Consider the following 18,979-nt stretch of genomic DNA (forward strand, 5'->3'; position numbering starts at 1 on the left):
GTAAAATAACAAAAAAGACAAAAAGGAGATAGGGAGCTTCTCCTGTTTTGTCTCATAAGTTCACTGCGACATATTCTTAGCTATCGCCAGATAATATCTACTCTGAATCCGGTCTTTTGACTTGAAGAGGTGGGGGAATGAGCCATCCTTTTTCTTTGTTCATTTGAAGAATTCTGACGCCTAAAGCCATTTTGGTTACATGATATTTGGCGAACAGAGCACCAATATCTTCTCGGATGGATTGACCAATTGTTTGGCTCGCAGCAACCAGACCCATGGATGTATCAGCAGCCACTTTTGCAGCAATTTCGGGATCTGTGAATCTTGCGCCGGCCGGGATATCCTCCAACTCTACATGTGGTCTTTCCGGTAGGGTAGGTGCAGGGGCAATACCATTTTCAGTCAATAGTGTATCGCATTCTTTAATTTCGAGTTTGGCCTGGTCCAGCAGGTCTTCCAAGATTTTCTTCAAATCTTTATCTCCTGCATGACTCATATAAGCTTGATAGCAAGACACAGTGCCTTTGGCCATTGTGGAGCATTGCCATACACTGAAGATTTCACCATAGTGCATCGGCTCGTTCTTGGGGTTGCCACTTAGAATACCCATGATTTGATTTCCCTCCAGTAGGTTAATGTATCACCAACTTATGATCGCCTGTATTCTATAAAATTATGCACTGAACAGGGAGCGGAGGATGCCATAGTTATTAACATCATTTTTATTATGTAAACTAAAGATGGTTTAAACTATTTTATCTTGTTATTCAAAAAAGAAAACCAGCAGAACAGGTCTGCTGGTGGGAGTGCAACATGTATTTTTAGACTGGAAAAAGTGGGTTACCATTCATCCCGATCCATAATTCTGACTTTTCAAGTCGTCCAGCCAGATGTAACAACCAATCTTCGCGTCCCTTGGTTGCCATCACCTGAACGCCCATTGGCAAGCCTTCAGGTGTCATATGCAGAGGTACACTTATCGCAGGCTGGCCTGTCAAATTCGCGAGCTGGGTGAACGGAGTATACGTAAGACTTGGCTCAAACATCTCATAGATGAGCTGCTGCTGCTGGGTCTTGTCCAGTTCGCTGATCCGCATCAGGTTACGGATCTGTTCATCATGAGGTGTCAATTCTCCGATCTTGGGCGCAGCAAATGCATTAACAGGTGTGACATAGAAGTCATAGCGCTCAAACAAGGTGGACATCTGCGCTGCAGCTACATCCCATTCTGCCAGACTATGCACAAATTCCGCAGCGGACACTTTTTTGCCGGCTTCAGCCAGAACCCAGGATTCAATCTCCATATCATCTGAGGTCAGAATTCGTCCCATGGAACGTTCCATGGAAGAGATCATTGCAGCCATCTCGCCACTGTTCATCATATAATAGTTCTCCATTAACCGGACCCCATTAACTGGACTCAGCTTTTCTTCAACATGATGACCTTGATCTTCCAACCAGCGAACGAGTTTATATACTGCTTCTTTGGCTTCTGTGCTGACGGGTGTACCTACAGGTGAATCTGTTGTGTACGCAATTTTCAGTTTGCGTTGATGAGGATAGCTCATATCTGCCAAGTAACTGCCTGGGAATAGTGGTGCATGAAACGCAGCTTCAGGCTGAATGACTTGCAAAGTATCGAGCAGGGCGGCACTGTCCCGAACCGAGCGGGATAGGGCAAAATCAATGGATGCGCCTTGCCATTGACGACCAACTCCAGGCCCCACAGGTGTCCTTCCGCGCGTTGGTTTCAAACCAAACAAGCCGCTGAAGGAAGCGGGAATACGAATCGAACCGCCTCCATCACTGGCTCCGGCAAGTGGGACAATCCCTGAAGCTACTGCTGCGGCAGCGCCGCCACTTGAACCACCTGGAGAGTGATTGATATTCCATGGATTGCGAGTTGGACCATGAAGACGGGGCTCGGTAATATTTTTCAAACCAAATTCTGGCGTATTGGTATGTCCTATGATGATAAAGCCTGCATCACGCAGTCGAGAGACAAAATTGGAACTGCGCAATGCACGATGCTCGCTGAACAGGCGTGAGCCAGAGGTCAGAAATTCATCTTCCAAGGATTGGGAAATATCTTTCAAAAGCAGGGGAACACCGGCAAAAGGTTGTTCTCCAGGGCGAACCAAGCCCGCTTCTTGCCGCGCACGAGCTTCATATGTACGAATAACCGCATTAAGCTGCGGATTTACTTCTTCAAGGCGTGCAAATGCCGCTTCCAGCAATTCAACCGGAGATACTTCCCGGGATCGGATCAGTTCAGCCAACCCTACGGCATCGTAGGAGGTATATGAGAATGAAGACATTATGATCGTTCCTCTCTGAATATAGTTCATCTGTTGTTCCATATGTCATCGTACCACTGGAATAGATAAAAGACAAAAATGATCGAGTACCGAGTAATGAGGAGAAAAAAAGCACTGCACATCGAATTCGATGTGCAGTGCTTTCATGTTTAAAATTCGATCCTTTGATAAACCTTAGATAAAACATCCACTTACTCTGTACGAAGCTTCGGTGCCGCATCGGACGCAGTTGACGATCGTTCCTGCTGTTTGGAAATGGCGAAGAGGGCAACCCAGATCAAAATAAACCCAAGCAGCTGCTCCCATGTAATCAGCGTACGGAAAGCAATCCAGTTCACCAACACACCTGCCATCGGGAAGCTCAGTTCCGCGAGAGTTGCGACAGAAGCTTTGGTCGACGACAGACCTTTGTAATATAACAAAAGACTGAGCAATCCTGGTAACAATGCCTGACCAAGAATGTTGAGGATGACAGCAGTCTGTTCACTCGTTCCGGACGGAAACGTCCATACCGCACCTTCGTTCCACGTCATAAAGATCAGGAGCGGGAGAGCAACGACGAAGCGAAGGGAAGTAACGGTCTCGTAACGCGCCTGTCCCAGCATCAATCGGCCCATAACGGTTGAACCTCCCCATAAGGCAGCAGCCCCAAGGGATAACAGGCTACCTGCATGAATCCAGTTGTCCCAGTTACCTAGTGGCATTGTGAAGCCGAATGTAAGCAAATATGTTCCGACAAGTGCAATGAAGAACAGTCCGCCGAAGCGACGAGGCAATGTCTCTTTCAATAACAGCTTAGCCAGAACGATAGCGAAGAGTGGCTGCATTTTTTGCAATAACAGTACCGTGTTGGGATCGTTATGTGTAAGTGCCATGGTGAACAATACCGTTGCGAGTGCTGAACCACCCCATGAGATAAAGATCACGGCAATCCAGTGGCGAGCGCGCAAGTTCTTCAGATCAGCCCGGAATTTCCATAGCACGGGAATGGCTATAAGACTGACGATGATATGCTCCACCAGTACAATCTGCGTGGATGTCATTGTATTAAGCAAAATAATGCGGAAGAGTGGATCCACACCCCAGAGGGCGGCGCCGAGAACAACAAGCCAGAATCCGGTATTACTTCGTTCCTTGCGGTAAACCGTTGATGCTGCTGATGTCTTTTCCATATTCAGGACTCCTTCGTCAGAACACGGAATCTTCAGTTGGCAAAATCGACAAAAGCCCCCGTTTTGGTATATACCAAATAAACGGGGGCTCATCCAAGGACATGCGTCAGGAAAGAGGCCTTCCCGTGAACGGCATGTCAATGTGTTGATCTTCTCTCATCCGGACTGTACCGTCGGCCTTGGATTCACACCAAGTCAGTCGCTATATGTCCTTCGTTAAGAACAAATAGCGAGTCGCGGGCTGGTTCCGAAGAACATCACCGCCGGTTGGGAATTGCACCCTACCCCGAAGATCCTATTCAATTATATAGTGTGTTGAACAAGCTGTAACATTAATAAGTTCATCTTATTCCTGTAAGCGCTAGCAGTTCAAGCATTTTTTCAGAAAATGATATTCCAGTTTCCTTGCTGTCTGCGAAGAAGCACGATCTGACCTGCGTGATACGCATCATGGAGTACCCAGCGAGCTAGTTCGTGTGCCCATTTCTCTTCAGAATCCATATAAGCTGCTTCCAGATCTGACTCCTGTAGCGCCGCCAATTGATCTCGCAACTGTTGAGCTAACCGAGTTGTACCCTGTTGCAGTGTATTCCATCCATCTGCGTCCGTTGCATCTCCAGAATTCCCAAACGTGTATTCATTGGAGTCTACAGCGGGAAGGGTGGGTTCTTTACCTTGCATGCGACATAATAAGCGATGGTTGTAATAATACATATGGTTAACCAACTGCCAGATGCTTAATCCTCCTGAAGGCGGAACCCAGGCTGCTTGTTCTGCTGTAAGACCTTCCAGGGATTTTGACAAAGGCACAATCCAATTGCATTGATCCCAAGTGTCATCCTTTTGAATAAGTAACACATCTAATGCTGTAGTTTTCGTCATTCATTTATTCCTCCTTGAGTGCTATTGTGGTGTAACTAGCTAAAATTACTTATTGAGGTTACACTTAATATAACACATCAAGAAATGAATGTAACTATCTTTATTGATCTAAGAAGGTTACATGAAACGGAGGCACATATGAACAGACTATGGACCGATTTTGTAAACAGTGATTATCACGATTGGCGTGGGGGAGATCGATCGGAGGACAGGCTCGGGAAGGCAGACTGGCAACGAGACTTTCTGGATCGATGGAAGCTGCAAGCTCCTGTACCCGCATCCTCTGAAGATGAATTGGAGATCAGAAATTTCAGGGATGAATTGCTGACCCTGGGAGCCCGTGTCTCTACTGGAGTATCATTAACAGATGGGGAGAAACAATGGTTGAACTCTGTTATGGAAGCAGGAACTATAAGAAGAAGATTGACCTCAATGAATCAGGAATTGCAAATTCAACTTGTTCCGGCAGAAGTTCATTGGCATCAGGTTATGGCTGAGGTAGCTGCTGACTTTGCAATGACTTTGGTGGAGGGAGGAGCGGGCAGAATTCGTATCTGTGATAATTCGGATTGCCGCTGGATGTTTTATGATGATACCCGAAGCAGAACACAGAAGTATTGTGATGATAAGATGTGCGGGAACTTGATGAAGGTCAGAAGATTTCGAGCGAAACGAAAAACCCAAAATTGAAAAATATTAACAATAACTATATCATGTATATATACTAGCGAAACAATAGTCATAAGCCGGACGGATTCGTAAGCAGGATATGATCGTCTTTCAAACCAAATATGATGGGAGATGTGTCTTGTGCGGACAAGTTATCTGTTGAAAAATGGCTGTGTGTTGTCGATGGATGCTCGAATTGGACAGTATAAAAGGGCGGACGTCCTGATCCAGGATTCACTGATCACGGCGGTCCAACCCGACCTTGATATTCCGGATGCGGAGGTCATGGATGCTTCATCCATGATTATTATGCCTGGGCTGGTGGACACGCATCGGCATGTGTGGGAATCACTTGTCAAAACAGCGGGAACCAACTGGTCCTTGCCAGTCTATTTGCAAAATCTCTATTATGGTGCGATGGGAAGCAAGCTCCGTCCAGAAGATAGTTATATTGCCAACCTGCTCGGTTCCTTGGAAGCGCTTAATGCAGGAGTGACGACAGTGTTGGATTGGAGCATGCCGTATTCTCCCGAGCACACGGATGAACTGATTCGTGGACTTCGGGATGCTGGGATTCGGGCGGTATTTGCTCATGGAGTACCTGGTGAGACGAACTACTGGAATAGGGATAGCCAACTCACGTATTCGAATGATGTGCGAAGAGTCAAAGAACGGTATTTTTCATCACGGGATCAATTGCTTACCTATGGACTTGCGATTCGTGGTCCAGAGTTCAGTCATTGGGATACAACAGTGAAAGAGATCGAGCTGGCTCAAGAACTGGATGCAATCTGTTCCATGCATGCCGGATTTGGCAGTTGGGGATCGGTGGATCGTTCCATTAGTCACTTGTATGAAGCGGGGCTGTTAAGTCCACGAGTGAATATCGTTCATGGTAACACCATGGGCGTGGACGAATATAAAATGTTGGCCGATAGCGGCGCTTCTTTGTCGGTCACACCTGAGGTTGAAATGATGATGGGTCATGGATATCCGGCAACCGGCTATTTTCTCGAACATGGAGGAACCCCTACACTTGGTGTAGATGTAGTGACGTCCACAGGCGGAGATATGTTTTCCCAGATGAAGTTTGCACTTCAGGCTGAACGATCCAGAGCCAATGAACAACTTCTGCAGCAGGGTGAGATGCCTGGTGAGTTGAACTTGCAGTCCAGTCAAGTACTGAGATTTGCAACTTCAGCTGGTGCTCAAGCATTGGGACTAGAGCAGAAGGTTGGAACGCTGACCCCAGGAAAGGAAGCGGATCTGATCATGATTCGTACCACCGATCTGAATCTGTTCCCCGTCCATGATCCGATCGGAGCTGTCGTTCAATTTGCCAATCCATCCAATGTCGATACCGTGTTTGTAGCAGGCAGACTCGTGAAGCGAGAGGGCAAGCTCTTGCATGTTGATCTGGACGCAATCCGCCATGCGGCGATGCAGAGCAAAGAATACTTGTTATCCCAATACCGGATGTCAGACGCGGAGAGAATTACTTTTTCGTGAATCGTTCTCATAAAAACCTGAAATAAGGTCAGTTCATATTTTCATATACACGACTATCTATATTACGAAATGAAGGGCCGCATAACGTTATGTGGCTCTTTAACGTGTCTGTGTATCGTCCAATTAGACAGGATAAGGTAGGAAGGGACAGCTGAAAATGACGAAAAGAGCTCTCTTTTTCTATACTTCATCTAACAGAGAATTAAAAAGCGAATTCTTAGAAATTAAGACTCATAAAAACTACGCATAATATAAATTATACGCAGTTTTGTTTTAAATCCATTTTCATATTCATCCACGTGCAACAGATCATGATAATATTCGCGGAAAAAGAACAAATCGAACATTTCTTCACTACTACATCCATAACATATCAAGACGATATAGAAGGAAAAGGTTGGAATGTAGTTCATATATGGGTAAGTAATAGGGGTGTGTCTAACTTGATTACAGTTCGGGGTTGCGGACAAGCCAAATATGAAATATATTTGGGGGTGTGACATGCCATCAGACATAAGAGGGAGATGTATCATGAACACACCATTACATACGAATTCAGATCATCAAAATGCAGCTTTTGGATTTGCACTAGCTGACTCATCCGTACTTGCAGAGGCGCAAATCGTTGTTTCACAACCAGGAGGTGCAGATGACCTACAGTTGGATATTGATCCGCAGCGTCTCATGAAGGATGGACGTAAAGTATCTGTCATTGCGCAACCGTTGGAATCACCCGTCGATCGTCAAGATGCCAATATCATCTATGGTCAGGAGCTGGCATACGTACAATATGCTGTTAACCTGAAAACGGACAGCACGATTTCCATCACTTCTATTGAAGGCATTGAACAGGCTGTGAATCTTGGTTGGTCAGCATTGGCCGAAGGGGAATACGAACTTCGAATCTCCCTGCATATGAAAACACCTCGTGTTGCTGAGGGTGCGCTCGAACCTGAACAACTTGCAATGGTTAAGTATGCGCAGGTTATCACCGTATATATATCACTTTTCCCGGCAGAAGCAGCGTCGTTAGCTTTGACATCTCAACCTGTATGGACCAGGAATCATCATGTATTTGACTCCTATGGCAGAGGAGGGTTTATTCTCGCTGACCTGCCTCGGCTCGCAAAGCGTGTGGAGGAACTGATTGGACCAGGTAACCATAATCTGATCGAAAAATTTGCTGAAGGGGAACTGTCGGATACGTTGCTGGAAGAAGGTCTAATGGCGATTGCCTGGGGCGTGACTCCCTGGTGTTATTCACTCTATTCTGCACCAGACCAACCATCCGCTCGAATAATTGCTGTGGACAAGCTAGGCGATGAGCCTGAACGAAAAGGGGTCTACCGTATTGATCCATCCATTCAGCAATTAAGTATCGTACCGGCGAACGAACTGGCTTATTGGCCTGCCTGTGTTCAGAACGACTGGCCTGTTATTGATGTGATGGGTGAAGGCGAGACGTTGCATATGGATTTGTATACTCAGATCTGTGAATCCGTAAATGGACTGCACGAGAATCCATTGCCATCGTTTGTACTTACCCGCAGTCAGGGCAAGCCCGAGGCGATTATTCCGCTGATTGACGTTGTCATTGTGGATGAGGAATAAGGTCTCCGTTCAGCTTAGTAAGGTTGTTCTGTCATCGTAGTGTCAGTGTAAATAATTATAGTCAACTTATAAAGAACTGAATCGAGGTGACGTAGAACAGATGATAACCGAGGAGATCCAGGAGCAATATGCGGACGAGCTCGAAGCTTTTCACATATGGATGAAGGACGCCGGATATACAGGACATACGGTAAAATCATACACGGGTGACGTGGTGGAATTCCTGGTCTCCATTCAAGGCAAGTCACTGGAGCAGGTCAAAAAGCTGCATGTGTTGTCTTTTCTGTCCCGTGCCCGGGAGCGTGGGGTTAGTGATGCCACGAGAAATCGCAAACATGCGGCGGTGAACTGTTTTTACAAGTCCCTCATTGAACTTGAAGTATTAACGAATAATCCGGCTTTTGGGATTAAGAAATCCAAAACCGAGAAAAACCGTGCACCGGTTTTCCTTGATGAAAGTGGTCTGACGCGTTTTCTGGAGTCGGTAGATGGCAAGTATCGGACACGCAATCTGGCTGTTTTCCTCCTAATGGGGTATATGGGATTACGGGTGGGAGAAGTGCATGCCTTGAATTGCAAAGACTATAATGCGGAGCGGCGTACACTAGATGTCTTCGGTAAAGGCCGTAAGTGGCGTTCGCTTCCTGTACCGGAAACCGTGGCAGACGTGTTATCACAAGCTATGGCTGAGCGATTGGAACCTTGGCGGCCAAAAGAGGAAGCATTATTTGTCTCGCAAAAAGGGAAGAGACTGTCGATTCGCAGCATACAGCTCATATCGACCGAGACCTTTGATCGCTTCCAGCAGGAATCACCAGCTAATCAACGCCAGAACTATTCAAGTCATAAGTTGCGTCACTCCTTCGCGACCATGATGTTACGGCGTGGAGCCGACTTGCGTACGGTGCAGGAGCTGCTTGGTCACGCGTCGATTCAAACGACAACCGTGTACACTCACGTCACCAGTAGGGAGAAAGAAGAAGCTATGGCTTTGCTCGACGTTAAACTTCCGAGCGTAAGGTGATGACACAACTACTTCATGATTAGGAGAGATGCATCAGTATGGAAGAAGAGAAGCAGAGTTTGGTGCCAGATACCCCACGTTCCAGAATACACTCCCTATGGGAGGTGTTCTTGGTATCAACGAAGCTCGGCTTAACGTCCTTTGGGGGACCTACTGCACACTTGGGTTACTTTCACAATGAGTATATACGCAAAAGAAAGTGGATGGATGAGCGAAGCTATGCGGATCTTGTGGGGCTGTGTCAGTTCCTCCCTGGACCGGCGAGTAGCCAGGTTGGCATGGGCATTGGTATCATTCGTGCTGGTATTACTGGAGGGCTTATCGCCTGGATCGGATTTACGCTTCCATCCGTGATTGCTTTGGTGATATTCGCCTTCCTATTACAAGGATATGATATCGGCAACGCCGGATGGCTTAGCGGATTGAAAATTGTAGCCGTAGCTATTGTTGCTCATGCGATCCTTGGAATGGGACAGAAACTCACACCAGATAAAGTGAGAGTTACAATTGCTGTAATAACAGCTGCTGTTGCTTTACTATGGACAGCCATATACAGTCAGGTTGTACTCATTCTGTTAGCAGGATTAGTTGGGTGGTGGCTCTATCGAAAATCACCCCCTCCACATGTTCCTGATCTTGTAGTTCCGATAAGTCGAACCGTAGCCGTGCTGTGTTTGATCACTTTTTTCGGTCTCTTTATGGCACTCCCGGTATTGCGTCAAGTTACGGGGATCGAGTGGTTATCCTTATTCGATTATATGTATCGATCGGGTTCACTGGTATTTGGTGGAGGGCATGTCGTTCTACCTCTATTGGAACAGGAATTGGTACCCAGAGGGTTGCTAAGCAAAGATGATTTTCTGGCTGGTTATGGAGCAACTCAAGCTGTGCCAGGTCCACTTTTTACATTTGCTTCCTATCTGGGTGCCATAACAATGGGGATTACAGGTGCAATCGTTGCGACTATAGCGATTTTTTTGCCCGCCTTTTTGCTCATCATCGGAACGCTGCCTTTCTGGAGTGCTCTGCGTAAAAATCCGCATATTCGAGGGGCTCTGACTGGGGTCAATGCAGCAGTAGTAGGCATTTTGCTGGCTGCGCTGTATCAACCACTGTGGACGACAGCCATCATCACACCAGCTGATTTCTCGTTGCTAAGCATATTGTTTATCATGCTTACCTTCTGGAAATGTCCACCCTGGGTCATTGTTATTGCAGGGATTGTCGGAGGTATGCTAATAGAGTCCATTTAGGGTGGCCGAGAGGTCTCGAATAAGGAAAGAGAGGGTAGAATCCAAGGATTCCATCCTCTCTTTTTCTTGTGAACTATTTTGTGATATTCATACAATTCCAGTTATTTATTAAATGATAAGGTGAAAAACAGAAATAACGGAAATTAAAAATAATGTTTCAAAAATAATATTACGTAATATTTATTATGTAAACTAACATAGTAAACATTCATTAAATGAAACTTAAATCAATCTTCCCCTGAAAATGGTAATCTGATTATCATAACCAAAAGGACCATTCGCCTCTTCTCTATAGAAGAAACAAATGGCCTTTTTGGCTGTGCAATATCTTAATTAACAACGTTTAACGTGCTGAATTGTTCACGACATGAATGATTGCTTGGTTGGATTACTCCAGTCCAGCAATCTGTTCTTTTAATTTGTTAGCAGATGCCTGGAAAGCCACCTTCTCGGTTTCATTCAACGGAAGAGGCAGAATTTCACGAACACCGTTGCGATCTACAACACATGGAACGCCCAGGTAGACATCCGATACCCCATTGTAATCTTCAAGGAACGTCGACACGTTCAGAACGGAGCCTTCGTTGCCTAGAATTGCAGCTACAATGCGGTCCAGAGCAAGAGCGATTGCATAGGAAGTTGCGCCTTTGGCATTAATAATCTCATACGCTGCATTTTTGGTGCGATCGAAGATATCCTGTTGTGTTTCTTCATCCAGTTCCAGATCTGTTCCTGCAATGTTAGCCAGGCTCCATACCGGAACTTCGGAATCGCCATGCTCACCAATAATGTGGGCGTGAATACTACGCGGATCGATCCCTTTATTTTTACCAATCAGGTAACGGAAACGTGCGCTATCAAGCAATGTACCCGAACCGATCACACGGGAAGCAGGCCATCCGCTTTGTTTCCATGAAGTATAGGACAGAATATCTACAGGATTGGTTGCAATCAGCAAAATACCATGAGAATTTACTTCAGTAATACGCTCAATAATATCTTTGAAAATGCTTGCATTTTTCTTCAGCAGATCAATCCGGGTCTCGCCTGGTTTCTGGGAGGCACCCGCTGTAATAATAATGATATCCGCATCTTTGCAGTCGGAGTAATCGCCCGCCCATACTTTCACGCCACCCGTAAATGGAAGACCGTGGTTCATATCCAGCATTTCGCCGGTTGCCTTATCATGATTCACATCCACAAATACCAACTCGGACGAACGCTGTCTCAACATTAGCGTGTATCCCGTTGTTGTTCCCACCGCACCCATGCCTACAATCACGACACGACTTGGTTTCAGAGCTGCACTGTTTGTCATGTTCATATCCTCTCCTTTTGGGTTATACTTCCATCCATATTAAGGGATTAGAGAATATAAAGCGAGTGTTGTCTATAAAATAGTTCACATTTCATGTCTTTTTACCAATTATTCCGTCGAAAAACATATTAGGATGAAAAGGGCTGAAGCGCAGGCTATGAGTGGGCAATGAGCCTTTTACACAAGGTTTGTGGTAGAATAGGAGCAGTGGATTCTGATGAATCGTAAATAAAACGCCATAGGACAGGCATGCGCGCCTGTATATTGGATGAGAGAGGTGGAACCCACTTGCGTTGGCAATGGATTAAAATCGCGCAGACAGCATTGCTGTCTATAGGTATAGTAGCGTTACTGGCTGCCTGCACCGACTCAGATCAACCGCCGGAAGCAGAACCTCCACAACAGCAGGAGGACGCTGGGAATACAGGGCAGACGTTAACCGTCGTTCCCCCGGTGAACAGTACAGAATCTGCGGATATGGCCAAGTATCAAATACAGACCCGTTTGACCGATTTTCAGTTGCTCAATGACAACGGAGGGTTGGCATGGGGGGTAACACGAAATGCGCTGCGTCTGTACTACACGCAGGATCAGGGAAAGACCTGGATCAATATTTCACCTTCGGAAAATGTACAGTTTCCGGCTAACCCCAAATATGGACAAAGCATTTATTTTGTAGATCGTGCGCACGGTTGGATTGTTCGTGAAGGCATGGGCGGAACAGATACCATGGTGCTTCGTACCAACAATGGAGGCGTAAGTTGGAGTCTGTCTTCTCTGTCCAAAACGGATAAAGTGACAGCGATCTCTTTTGTATCTCCTGAAAAAGGCTGGATTCTCACCACGGTGGATACCGCTATTGGTAAACAGGACAAGAAACTCTACTTTACCGAGGATGGTGGTATCACTTGGAATCGGATGTCATCCAGTGATGAAGACGGCAAACAGGAAGCAGAAGAGATTTCCAAACGTGGATACACAACAGGGATGACTTTTTCGGATCCCAAGCATGGCTTCTTAACAGCGCTTGAGTTCGGCACACCGAAGTTGTATGTAACGTCAGACGGGGGAGAGAACTGGGACACTGGGCCATCTTTCTTTGATCGAAACAAATTCAACGGGTGTGGTAATTTCAGTGTCAGTTCACCACAATTTTTTGGACGTGAAGTACAGTCGGCCTGGATGTCAATGTCCTGTTCCCAAGGGGAGAGCACGACTTTCAATGGCTTCTTCACAACAGATGGCGGAAAGAGCTGGAAGCTGTCCAACTTCAGTTTGAACAAACAAACGGGTACGAATCGCAATCTTGCACCAGTATTTCTGAACGCATCAGAAGGTTGGGCGATGCAAAAAGGTATAACCTACCACACCAAGGATGCAGGAAAAACATGGAACGCTCTTCCTGCAAGCAGCGTACTGGAGAAAATTCTCGAGGATTATCCGGAGATTGTGAAGATTCAGATGGTTACGTCCAAGCTTGGCTGGATATTGGTTGAAAATACGGATGCCAAAAGGTCGCTGTTACTGCAAACGGTAGACGGCGGCGTACATTGGAAAGTACTTTAAGAGTAATGTGAATAGATAGGAAAGTAGAGGAGCCGGAGGGTTCCTTTTCTTTTTTAATTAGTTTGTGAAATAAATCACAAATAAATAATCCAGAAGGTGATATATTTAACTCAACAAGAGATGGGAGTGATGAAGATGAGAACCAACGGTCAGACTCAATTCACGCAGGCGGACGAATTAACCAGATATATGCTTCAATTATGCTACACATGTGACGATGCCAATCGTTGTACGACAGAGGAAGCGGTGAAGGCTTGCATGGTAGAACACGCACAGGCAGACCAGCCCGAACCAGCCGAAGGCGGAGATGTAACGCGCGGGTTTATGGATCTGATGTACGCATAGTAATCAAAACTGATCAAAAAAAGCTGATATATCAACTGGACTGACCCCATAACGTGAGACAAATCAAAACACCTTCAAGAAAATGAAACCTTGTCGTAAGATAGGGAGATCATCTTGGAGGTGTTTTTGTAATGGCAACCAGAGTGAGTTATCCCGTGGAGTTAAAGATGAAAGCCATAGAAATGAGATTGGCGGAGGTACCCGTAAAAGAGATTAGTACATATTTAACCGTCGATTAGGTAATCACTCCACTGATAGTGATGAACAGATGAAGCTGTTTCACAATGAGAAAATAGAAGATATCAAGGAACGTAATAAACTCTTTTCAGTTCCTGACGATTTTCTATTTAGTGATTCCCCACCAACATATGAAGAGTTCGTATCGCTCATCAAGTTGATTGCGCCGGCATATGTCAATCCGTTATACCTTTTAAGATCTCTTCAAATGCAGAAGATGTATGTTGGTCTTTGCGAACACTTATTAAAACAAAAATGAACGCAAACAGGCACTGCTGGCATACGCTGGAAATGCCCTTTTTTTGTTTCTTGGTAAGATGTCCACGCACACAATCCACCCTCGAATATACTATCCTATCTTAATGATTAGGAGGTAGATTTTAATGGCAACTTTTCTTGATGCAAGAACATCACAGAATGCAAGTTACGCTAACTCTATTGCAATACCGATTCTCGTTCTTAATACTCCCCAGTTATTTGGTCAGATTGGTCTGCAAACAGCAGGAGCAGGAGCAAACCTAAGAGTACAATTAAAAGGAACCGTTTCAGTTCAATTACCGTTGGCTCTTGCTGGTATCACAATTACGATTGTAAGAGGTACGGCGCCAACTGATCCGCTTATCTACTCAGCAACATCCACATTCAATTTGAGCGTACTTGCTCCACAAGTAATTACGTTCTCTGCCGATGACTTTAACCCACCAGTTTTGCCTCAATTAACGTACACTGCATTCATCAGCTCCAACATACTTGGTACCATTCGTGTAGGCCCTGAGAACTTTGATGGACTTGTTGTTTCCGACTAAATTGCGCATAATGCTTATATTCCTACCGGCTTCATACCGGTAGGTTTTTTTATTTAATATAGTTGTGGATGGCACACATTGTGGATTGTTGTATAAAATATTATTGTAGACCATGGGTCTACCTCTTTGGGAGAAGGTTAGCCCGCCGCATGACTCTTGGCGGGCGATTCTTTACTTTCGTTGTATACTTAGAATGCAGATCAATCGCCTTCACAAACATAAGCGCATGAAGGTGAAAGTCATGACAAGATGGATCTGATGTACGCATAGGCTAATCATTCACGGAGAACGCTCCTGCGGGAGGGTTCTTTTTGATTTATAGTGAAATGTATGCGCTTTTAAATGTACTTCGCAAATATTGCAGCATGGGTTATTATAGAAATAATTAAGGTAATTTACTCAAAATGTGGAATTAATTTAATTGAATCTTAGTTAGGAGGACCATGATATGGAGAAAAGTTCTACAGTTAGAACAAACATGATAGGTGGTAGGCAGGTTGGTGCCATCTCGGAAAAAAGGTATTAGAAATAGGCTGTGGAAGCGGGCAATCCTTACGGTATTTGGGAGAACACCAAGCTACTGAACTATGGGGGACGGATCTTTCGGAAAATCAAATCGAAAAGACAAAACAGCTTTTGTCATCATGTGATCCCTATACACAAATGTGTTGCTGCAGAAGATGATAGATTTGTTTTTAAGAAATGTTACTATGATGAATCTTGGTACTCGGTAACTCTTGGCGAAAGTAAGCTAGCATTATCGGACCGTAAACTATCAACCTATGTGAATGCATTGGCAAAAGCGGGATTTGTCATTGAGCAATTGATTGAGGAATCTGATGATGAATTGATGCAACTGCAAAATGATGATTTTGCCAATAAAGCAAAGATGCTCCCTGTAACCTTTGTAATAAAGGCACGAAAACTATAGGAGAAAAATAAGGAGAGTGGCTAATGCATATCAATCGAAGATATCACGGTCTTAATAAAGTATTAATTGGTGTTCTGGTACTCGCATTAATCATTGTGACATGTGCGGTACCTGTGCACGCTGAGGTAGAGAATGTGGAGACTACGCCCTCCAGGATTGCGTTGTCTTCGCTAGAGGAAACGATAGATTCATATGTGGCTACTAATCAGAAAAACACTGCTGCCGTTTCGGTTGTAGCTATCAAGAATGGTGAGACTATTGTGAATAAGGCCTATGGTTACGCAGATCTTGAGCAACAGAGAAAGGCAGACACCGCTACTGTGTTTGAATGGGGTTCAACCTCTAAACTATTGATCTGGACGAGTGTGATGCAACTTGTCGAGCAGGGAAAGCTTGATTTGGATACCGATATTCAGGAATATTTGCCGGAAGGATTTCTAAAGAAACTTGAATATGATGCTCCCATTACCCTAATGAACATTATCCATCATAACGCAGGATGGGAGGATAGATTGATCGATTTATGGTATTCATCTGAGAAAGACATTGTGGATTTAGAAGAAGCTTTACAAAAATTTGAACCGAGGCAGATCGATGAACCGGGGAGTGTCGTTGCTTATTCAAACTATGGTACGGCTATGGCTGCTTATATCGTTGAGGTGCAAAGCGGACAACCCTTTTACAAATATGTCAATGAACATATATTTAAACCGCTGAATATGAAAGACACTTCGATTCACCCATCACAGTATGATAATCTAGACGTCTTAAAAAGAAGAAATGAGATTCAAGGGTACACTACGAATATGAAACTCATCCCTAAGAACAGAGCATACATAAGCTTGTACCCTGCGGCGGGGGCCATTGGCACAGCAGAGGATGCAGCCAAATTTCTTGCAGCCTTGATGCCTGTGGATCGTAGCAATTTATTATTCGCGAACAAGGACACGTTAGATGAGATGCTGTCAACAAGTCTATATTACGATGGAACTTCTACTCCTCGAATTGCGCATGGCTTCTTTGAAGTGGAGTACTGGGTGCCTGCACTGGAACACGCTGGAAGTACGGCGGGATTTTCAAGTAAATTTGTTTTTGACCCGGAGTCTAATTTTGGGTTAGTGGTGATGACCAACCAGTCAAATGAAATGGCTTATTGCGATGGTCTTGTCCAGAAGGTGTTTGGAAGTAGTTTCAGTACGAATTCAGTTACATCTGAGAGTGGAGGATATTATCTGCCTGCGCGACGGGTCGTTTCCGGTTTTACGAAGGCATATTCGATGTTAAGTCTGCAGAAGTATACAACATTTGACCTTAGTAACTTTGCAAATGTTGTTGAGAACAACGGTACTATTGAGAAGGTCTCCATTTCTTATAATGACTTTTTGCCCGTCTCCAACTTAACGATAAACTGGATCAAAGCATCTTTTATTGCTCTTGCAATAGCCATCCTACTCAGTTTAAGAGCTATAATTGGCTATTTTATTCGGTTATCCAAATACAAATTAAAAAACTGGGAAAGACCTGGGACAGGATTTGATAAATATCATATTGCCATTAATATTGCCAGTCTGGCATTAATTTTGAATACGATCCTATTGTTCATGCGCGCCTTAGGCTTTTCTTCCTACTCTTCATTACGCATACATCTCATCTTGAACTTGGTTTATGTCATTCTAGCTGTGGCGTACCTTATCTTGATGTTCTACAAACTGCTGAAGAGAAGTTACAGTAAAAAGCAAAAGGCGGTATACATCATGTCTGGCATGTCAGCTTTCCTGTTTGCTGCTTTTATTGTGGGATGGGATTTGTACTTTTAGCTGAATTCATTCCTACATGTCGTTGCTGAAAATGATGATGGGGAATATGTTGCATACTGCGGCTTATGGTATAGCCAGAAAACAGATTATGAGGTCGCTCTTTAGGTGCTGAGAAAAGCATATGTTATTTCTGATAGTACTTTCTATACTTCATTAGGTTTTCAACAGCATTCACACTATACGTTCTATTGGCATAAGAGCTGATATTTCATAGAGGGCGTTGTCTGAAAGAGCACGAAGAAAGGATGAAATTTCATGGAATCTTCGGAAGTTTTCAATATAGTTGAGTTAACTCTAGAAGGGTTGAAGAAAAGATTAGATAGTAATCATTCATTATTAATACAAGGTTCAACTGGTTATAGTGAGCCTGCAAAATTCACGTTTTATCCAGGTTCATCAAATCTGGAGATTGATTCTTTATTTGAAGAGTTTAGTTTAGTTGTTCCTTGGGACTATAAAGCTTTTTTACTAAGTCATAATGGAGCGGATCTATTTGTGCATCCCTTTTATGGAGGGGGTATCCAATTGTATAGCTTAAACATGATTCGGCAGGTATACATTGATTATGATTATGTTAGCATGATACCGCAGGGTTGGATTCCAATAGGTTCGGATAATGGAGATATGCTTTTTATAAATACGAATGAATGTATTAATAGATTTTCTAGCTATTTGTATTGGACTGAAATGTTGTTCGTTGATAGCGCAATTAAGGTAGATATGAATTTTGAGAGATGGTTTGAAAGACTGATTATATGTAATGGTGCGCACTTCTGGAATTGGAATAATGAAAATTCTGAACGTTATTATAGGAATCTACAAGGACGCATCGACAATATGAATAACTATGATGGCAAGAACTATACACTCGCTTTGTCAAAAACGGATTAAAGACTCCGTATTAGAATAAAGAACTTGAAACACATACCCAATTTCTAAAGAAGGAGTCAAATAATGAACCCTCCAAAACATATTGTATCTGCCGCTGCAATCGTGATAAACGAAAAAAATGAATTATTACTTATTAGAGGACCACGAAGAGGTTGGGAAATGCCAGGTGGTCAAGTAGAAGAAGGAGAATCTCTAAGTCAAGCTGCGATCAGAGAAACGAAAGAAGAGTCTGGAATCGACATTGAAATCATCAAATTCTGTGGAATATTTCAAAATATCGAAAATTCAATATGTAACACGTTATTTTTAGCAAAACCAATAGGAGGAGAATTAACGACAACATCGGAGAGCCTGGAGTCTGGTTTCTTTCCGATCGAAGAAGCAATTCTAAAAGTTGAATGGAAAAACTTCAGAGAAAGGATAGAGTATTGTTTACAGCCGGAGCTACAACCTTTTTGTATTGAGTTTAGTGATAAGAACAATATTTAAAAGATAACCTAGAAGCGTGGTGTCATCTAATCGATTCACCAATCGGACATAGGCGTATGCCCTGATCCCCCTAGAGGGGGAACGTGAATTACTTGAGTTAATGAATGGTGAGTACTTCTTAGTTGCAAAAATATTACTTAA

At 44.1% G+C, this 18,979-nt stretch carries 16 protein-coding genes, 1 pseudogene and 1 riboswitch; of the genes and pseudogenes, 12 read left to right on the forward strand and 5 right to left on the reverse strand.

Annotated elements, in window-relative coordinates:
* Positions 1 to 97 precede the first annotated feature (97 nt).
* The 4 genes from AC4G47_RS12525 to AC4G47_RS12540 all read right to left on the reverse strand — a co-directional run bounded on the left by AC4G47_RS12525 (position 98) and on the right by AC4G47_RS12540 (position 4,372).
* Positions 98 to 610, reverse strand: a complete 513-nt coding sequence (locus AC4G47_RS12525) for a DUF3231 family protein (protein ID WP_458122843.1) — start codon at positions 608 to 610, stop codon at positions 98 to 100.
* A gap of 211 nt (positions 611 to 821) precedes the next feature.
* Entirely contained in the window at positions 822 to 2,318 is a 1,497-nt protein-coding gene (locus AC4G47_RS12530; RefSeq protein WP_491106196.1) for an amidase, read from the reverse strand.
* Between the two features lie 191 nt (positions 2,319 to 2,509).
* Positions 2,510 to 3,490: a DMT family transporter gene (locus AC4G47_RS12535; RefSeq protein WP_491106197.1), complete on the reverse strand. Its 981-nt coding sequence runs from the start codon at positions 3,488 to 3,490 to the stop codon at positions 2,510 to 2,512.
* 144 nt (positions 3,491 to 3,634) lie between these two features.
* Positions 3,635 to 3,788, reverse strand: a riboswitch (FMN riboswitch).
* Positions 3,789 to 3,871: 83 nt separating this feature from the next.
* Complete coding sequence (locus tag AC4G47_RS12540) at positions 3,872 to 4,372, reverse strand: DinB family protein (RefSeq protein ID WP_458122840.1); 501 nt, start codon at positions 4,370 to 4,372, stop codon at positions 3,872 to 3,874.
* A gap of 138 nt (positions 4,373 to 4,510) precedes the next feature.
* On the opposite strand from AC4G47_RS12540, the gene AC4G47_RS12545 reads away from it, so the two are divergent.
* The 5 genes from AC4G47_RS12545 (at position 4,511) to AC4G47_RS12565 (ending at position 10,438) form a co-directional block, all read left to right on the forward strand.
* Entirely contained in the window at positions 4,511 to 5,062 is a 552-nt protein-coding gene (locus AC4G47_RS12545) for a CGNR zinc finger domain-containing protein (RefSeq protein ID WP_491106198.1), read from the forward strand.
* A gap of 111 nt (positions 5,063 to 5,173) precedes the next feature.
* Complete coding sequence (locus tag AC4G47_RS12550) at positions 5,174 to 6,550, forward strand: amidohydrolase family protein (RefSeq protein WP_491106199.1); 1,377 nt, start codon at positions 5,174 to 5,176, stop codon at positions 6,548 to 6,550.
* A gap of 531 nt (positions 6,551 to 7,081) precedes the next feature.
* On the forward strand, positions 7,082 to 8,161 hold the full coding sequence (locus AC4G47_RS12555) for a hypothetical protein (RefSeq protein WP_491106200.1): 1,080 nt from the start codon (positions 7,082 to 7,084) through the stop codon (positions 8,159 to 8,161).
* A 100-nt stretch (positions 8,162 to 8,261) separates the two neighbouring features.
* Positions 8,262 to 9,185: a tyrosine-type recombinase/integrase gene (locus AC4G47_RS12560; RefSeq protein ID WP_491106201.1), complete on the forward strand. Its 924-nt coding sequence runs from the start codon at positions 8,262 to 8,264 to the stop codon at positions 9,183 to 9,185.
* Positions 9,186 to 9,223: 38 nt separating this feature from the next.
* Positions 9,224 to 10,438: a chromate transporter gene (locus AC4G47_RS12565; protein WP_491106202.1), complete on the forward strand. Its 1,215-nt coding sequence runs from the start codon at positions 9,224 to 9,226 to the stop codon at positions 10,436 to 10,438.
* 388 nt (positions 10,439 to 10,826) lie between these two features.
* On the opposite strand, the gene AC4G47_RS12570 is transcribed toward AC4G47_RS12565, so the two are convergent.
* Complete coding sequence (locus tag AC4G47_RS12570; protein WP_491106203.1) at positions 10,827 to 11,756, reverse strand: L-lactate dehydrogenase; 930 nt, start codon at positions 11,754 to 11,756, stop codon at positions 10,827 to 10,829.
* A 288-nt stretch (positions 11,757 to 12,044) separates the two neighbouring features.
* Between AC4G47_RS12570 and AC4G47_RS12575 the strand changes: the two genes are divergently transcribed.
* The 7 genes and pseudogenes from AC4G47_RS12575 to AC4G47_RS12605 all read left to right on the forward strand — a co-directional run bounded on the left by AC4G47_RS12575 (position 12,045) and on the right by AC4G47_RS12605 (position 18,838).
* A complete protein-coding gene (locus tag AC4G47_RS12575) occupies positions 12,045 to 13,322 on the forward strand; it encodes a WD40/YVTN/BNR-like repeat-containing protein (protein ID WP_491106204.1) in 1,278 nt (425 codons plus the stop codon).
* A gap of 135 nt (positions 13,323 to 13,457) precedes the next feature.
* The gene (locus tag AC4G47_RS12580; RefSeq protein WP_491106205.1) at positions 13,458 to 13,667 is read left to right on the forward strand and encodes a hypothetical protein; all 210 of its coding nucleotides are present in this window, start codon (positions 13,458 to 13,460) and stop codon (positions 13,665 to 13,667) included.
* Positions 13,668 to 14,287: 620 nt separating this feature from the next.
* Entirely contained in the window at positions 14,288 to 14,710 is a 423-nt protein-coding gene (locus AC4G47_RS12585; RefSeq protein ID WP_491106206.1) for a hypothetical protein, read from the forward strand.
* Positions 14,711 to 15,220: 510 nt separating this feature from the next.
* A pseudogene (locus AC4G47_RS12590) lies at positions 15,221 to 15,641 on the forward strand (class I SAM-dependent methyltransferase); the annotation flags it as partial.
* A 23-nt stretch (positions 15,642 to 15,664) separates the two neighbouring features.
* Complete coding sequence (locus tag AC4G47_RS12595) at positions 15,665 to 17,458, forward strand: serine hydrolase domain-containing protein (RefSeq protein WP_491106207.1); 1,794 nt, start codon at positions 15,665 to 15,667, stop codon at positions 17,456 to 17,458.
* Between the two features lie 255 nt (positions 17,459 to 17,713).
* Positions 17,714 to 18,349 carry an SMI1/KNR4 family protein gene (locus AC4G47_RS12600; protein WP_491106208.1) on the forward strand — a complete coding sequence of 212 codons (636 nt, stop codon included), beginning with the start codon at positions 17,714 to 17,716 and terminating at the stop codon, positions 18,347 to 18,349.
* Positions 18,350 to 18,412: 63 nt separating this feature from the next.
* On the forward strand, positions 18,413 to 18,838 hold the full coding sequence (locus AC4G47_RS12605; RefSeq protein WP_491106209.1) for an NUDIX hydrolase: 426 nt from the start codon (positions 18,413 to 18,415) through the stop codon (positions 18,836 to 18,838).
* The last annotated feature ends 141 nt before the right edge of the window (positions 18,839 to 18,979 follow it).

Source organism: Paenibacillus sp. Negev47 (genome assembly GCF_058313655.1).

Excerpts from the sequence above, each read along its gene's own strand:
- AC4G47_RS12600 (WP_491106208.1), top strand. The coding sequence starts at position 17,714 with ATGGAATCTTCGGAAGTTTTCAATATAGTTGAGTTAACTCTAGAAGGG.
- AC4G47_RS12595 (WP_491106207.1), top strand. The coding sequence starts at position 15,665 with ATGCATATCAATCGAAGATATCACGGTCTTAATAAAGTATTAATTGGT.
- AC4G47_RS12570 (WP_491106203.1), bottom strand. The coding sequence starts at position 11,756 with ATGACAAACAGTGCAGCTCTGAAACCAAGTCGTGTCGTGATTGTAGGC.
- AC4G47_RS12580 (WP_491106205.1), top strand. The coding sequence starts at position 13,458 with ATGAGAACCAACGGTCAGACTCAATTCACGCAGGCGGACGAATTAACC.
- AC4G47_RS12540 (WP_458122840.1), bottom strand. The coding sequence starts at position 4,372 with ATGACGAAAACTACAGCATTAGATGTGTTACTTATTCAAAAGGATGAC.
- AC4G47_RS12525 (WP_458122843.1), bottom strand. The coding sequence starts at position 610 with ATGGGTATTCTAAGTGGCAACCCCAAGAACGAGCCGATGCACTATGGT.
- AC4G47_RS12555 (WP_491106200.1), top strand. The coding sequence starts at position 7,082 with ATGAACACACCATTACATACGAATTCAGATCATCAAAATGCAGCTTTT.
- AC4G47_RS12530 (WP_491106196.1), bottom strand. The coding sequence starts at position 2,318 with ATGTCTTCATTCTCATATACCTCCTACGATGCCGTAGGGTTGGCTGAA.
- AC4G47_RS12605 (WP_491106209.1), top strand. The coding sequence starts at position 18,413 with ATGAACCCTCCAAAACATATTGTATCTGCCGCTGCAATCGTGATAAAC.
- AC4G47_RS12585 (WP_491106206.1), top strand. The coding sequence starts at position 14,288 with ATGGCAACTTTTCTTGATGCAAGAACATCACAGAATGCAAGTTACGCT.
- AC4G47_RS12545 (WP_491106198.1), top strand. The coding sequence starts at position 4,511 with ATGAACAGACTATGGACCGATTTTGTAAACAGTGATTATCACGATTGG.
- AC4G47_RS12535 (WP_491106197.1), bottom strand. The coding sequence starts at position 3,490 with ATGGAAAAGACATCAGCAGCATCAACGGTTTACCGCAAGGAACGAAGT.
- AC4G47_RS12560 (WP_491106201.1), top strand. The coding sequence starts at position 8,262 with ATGATAACCGAGGAGATCCAGGAGCAATATGCGGACGAGCTCGAAGCT.
- AC4G47_RS12565 (WP_491106202.1), top strand. The coding sequence starts at position 9,224 with ATGGAAGAAGAGAAGCAGAGTTTGGTGCCAGATACCCCACGTTCCAGA.
- AC4G47_RS12550 (WP_491106199.1), top strand. The coding sequence starts at position 5,174 with ATGTGTCTTGTGCGGACAAGTTATCTGTTGAAAAATGGCTGTGTGTTG.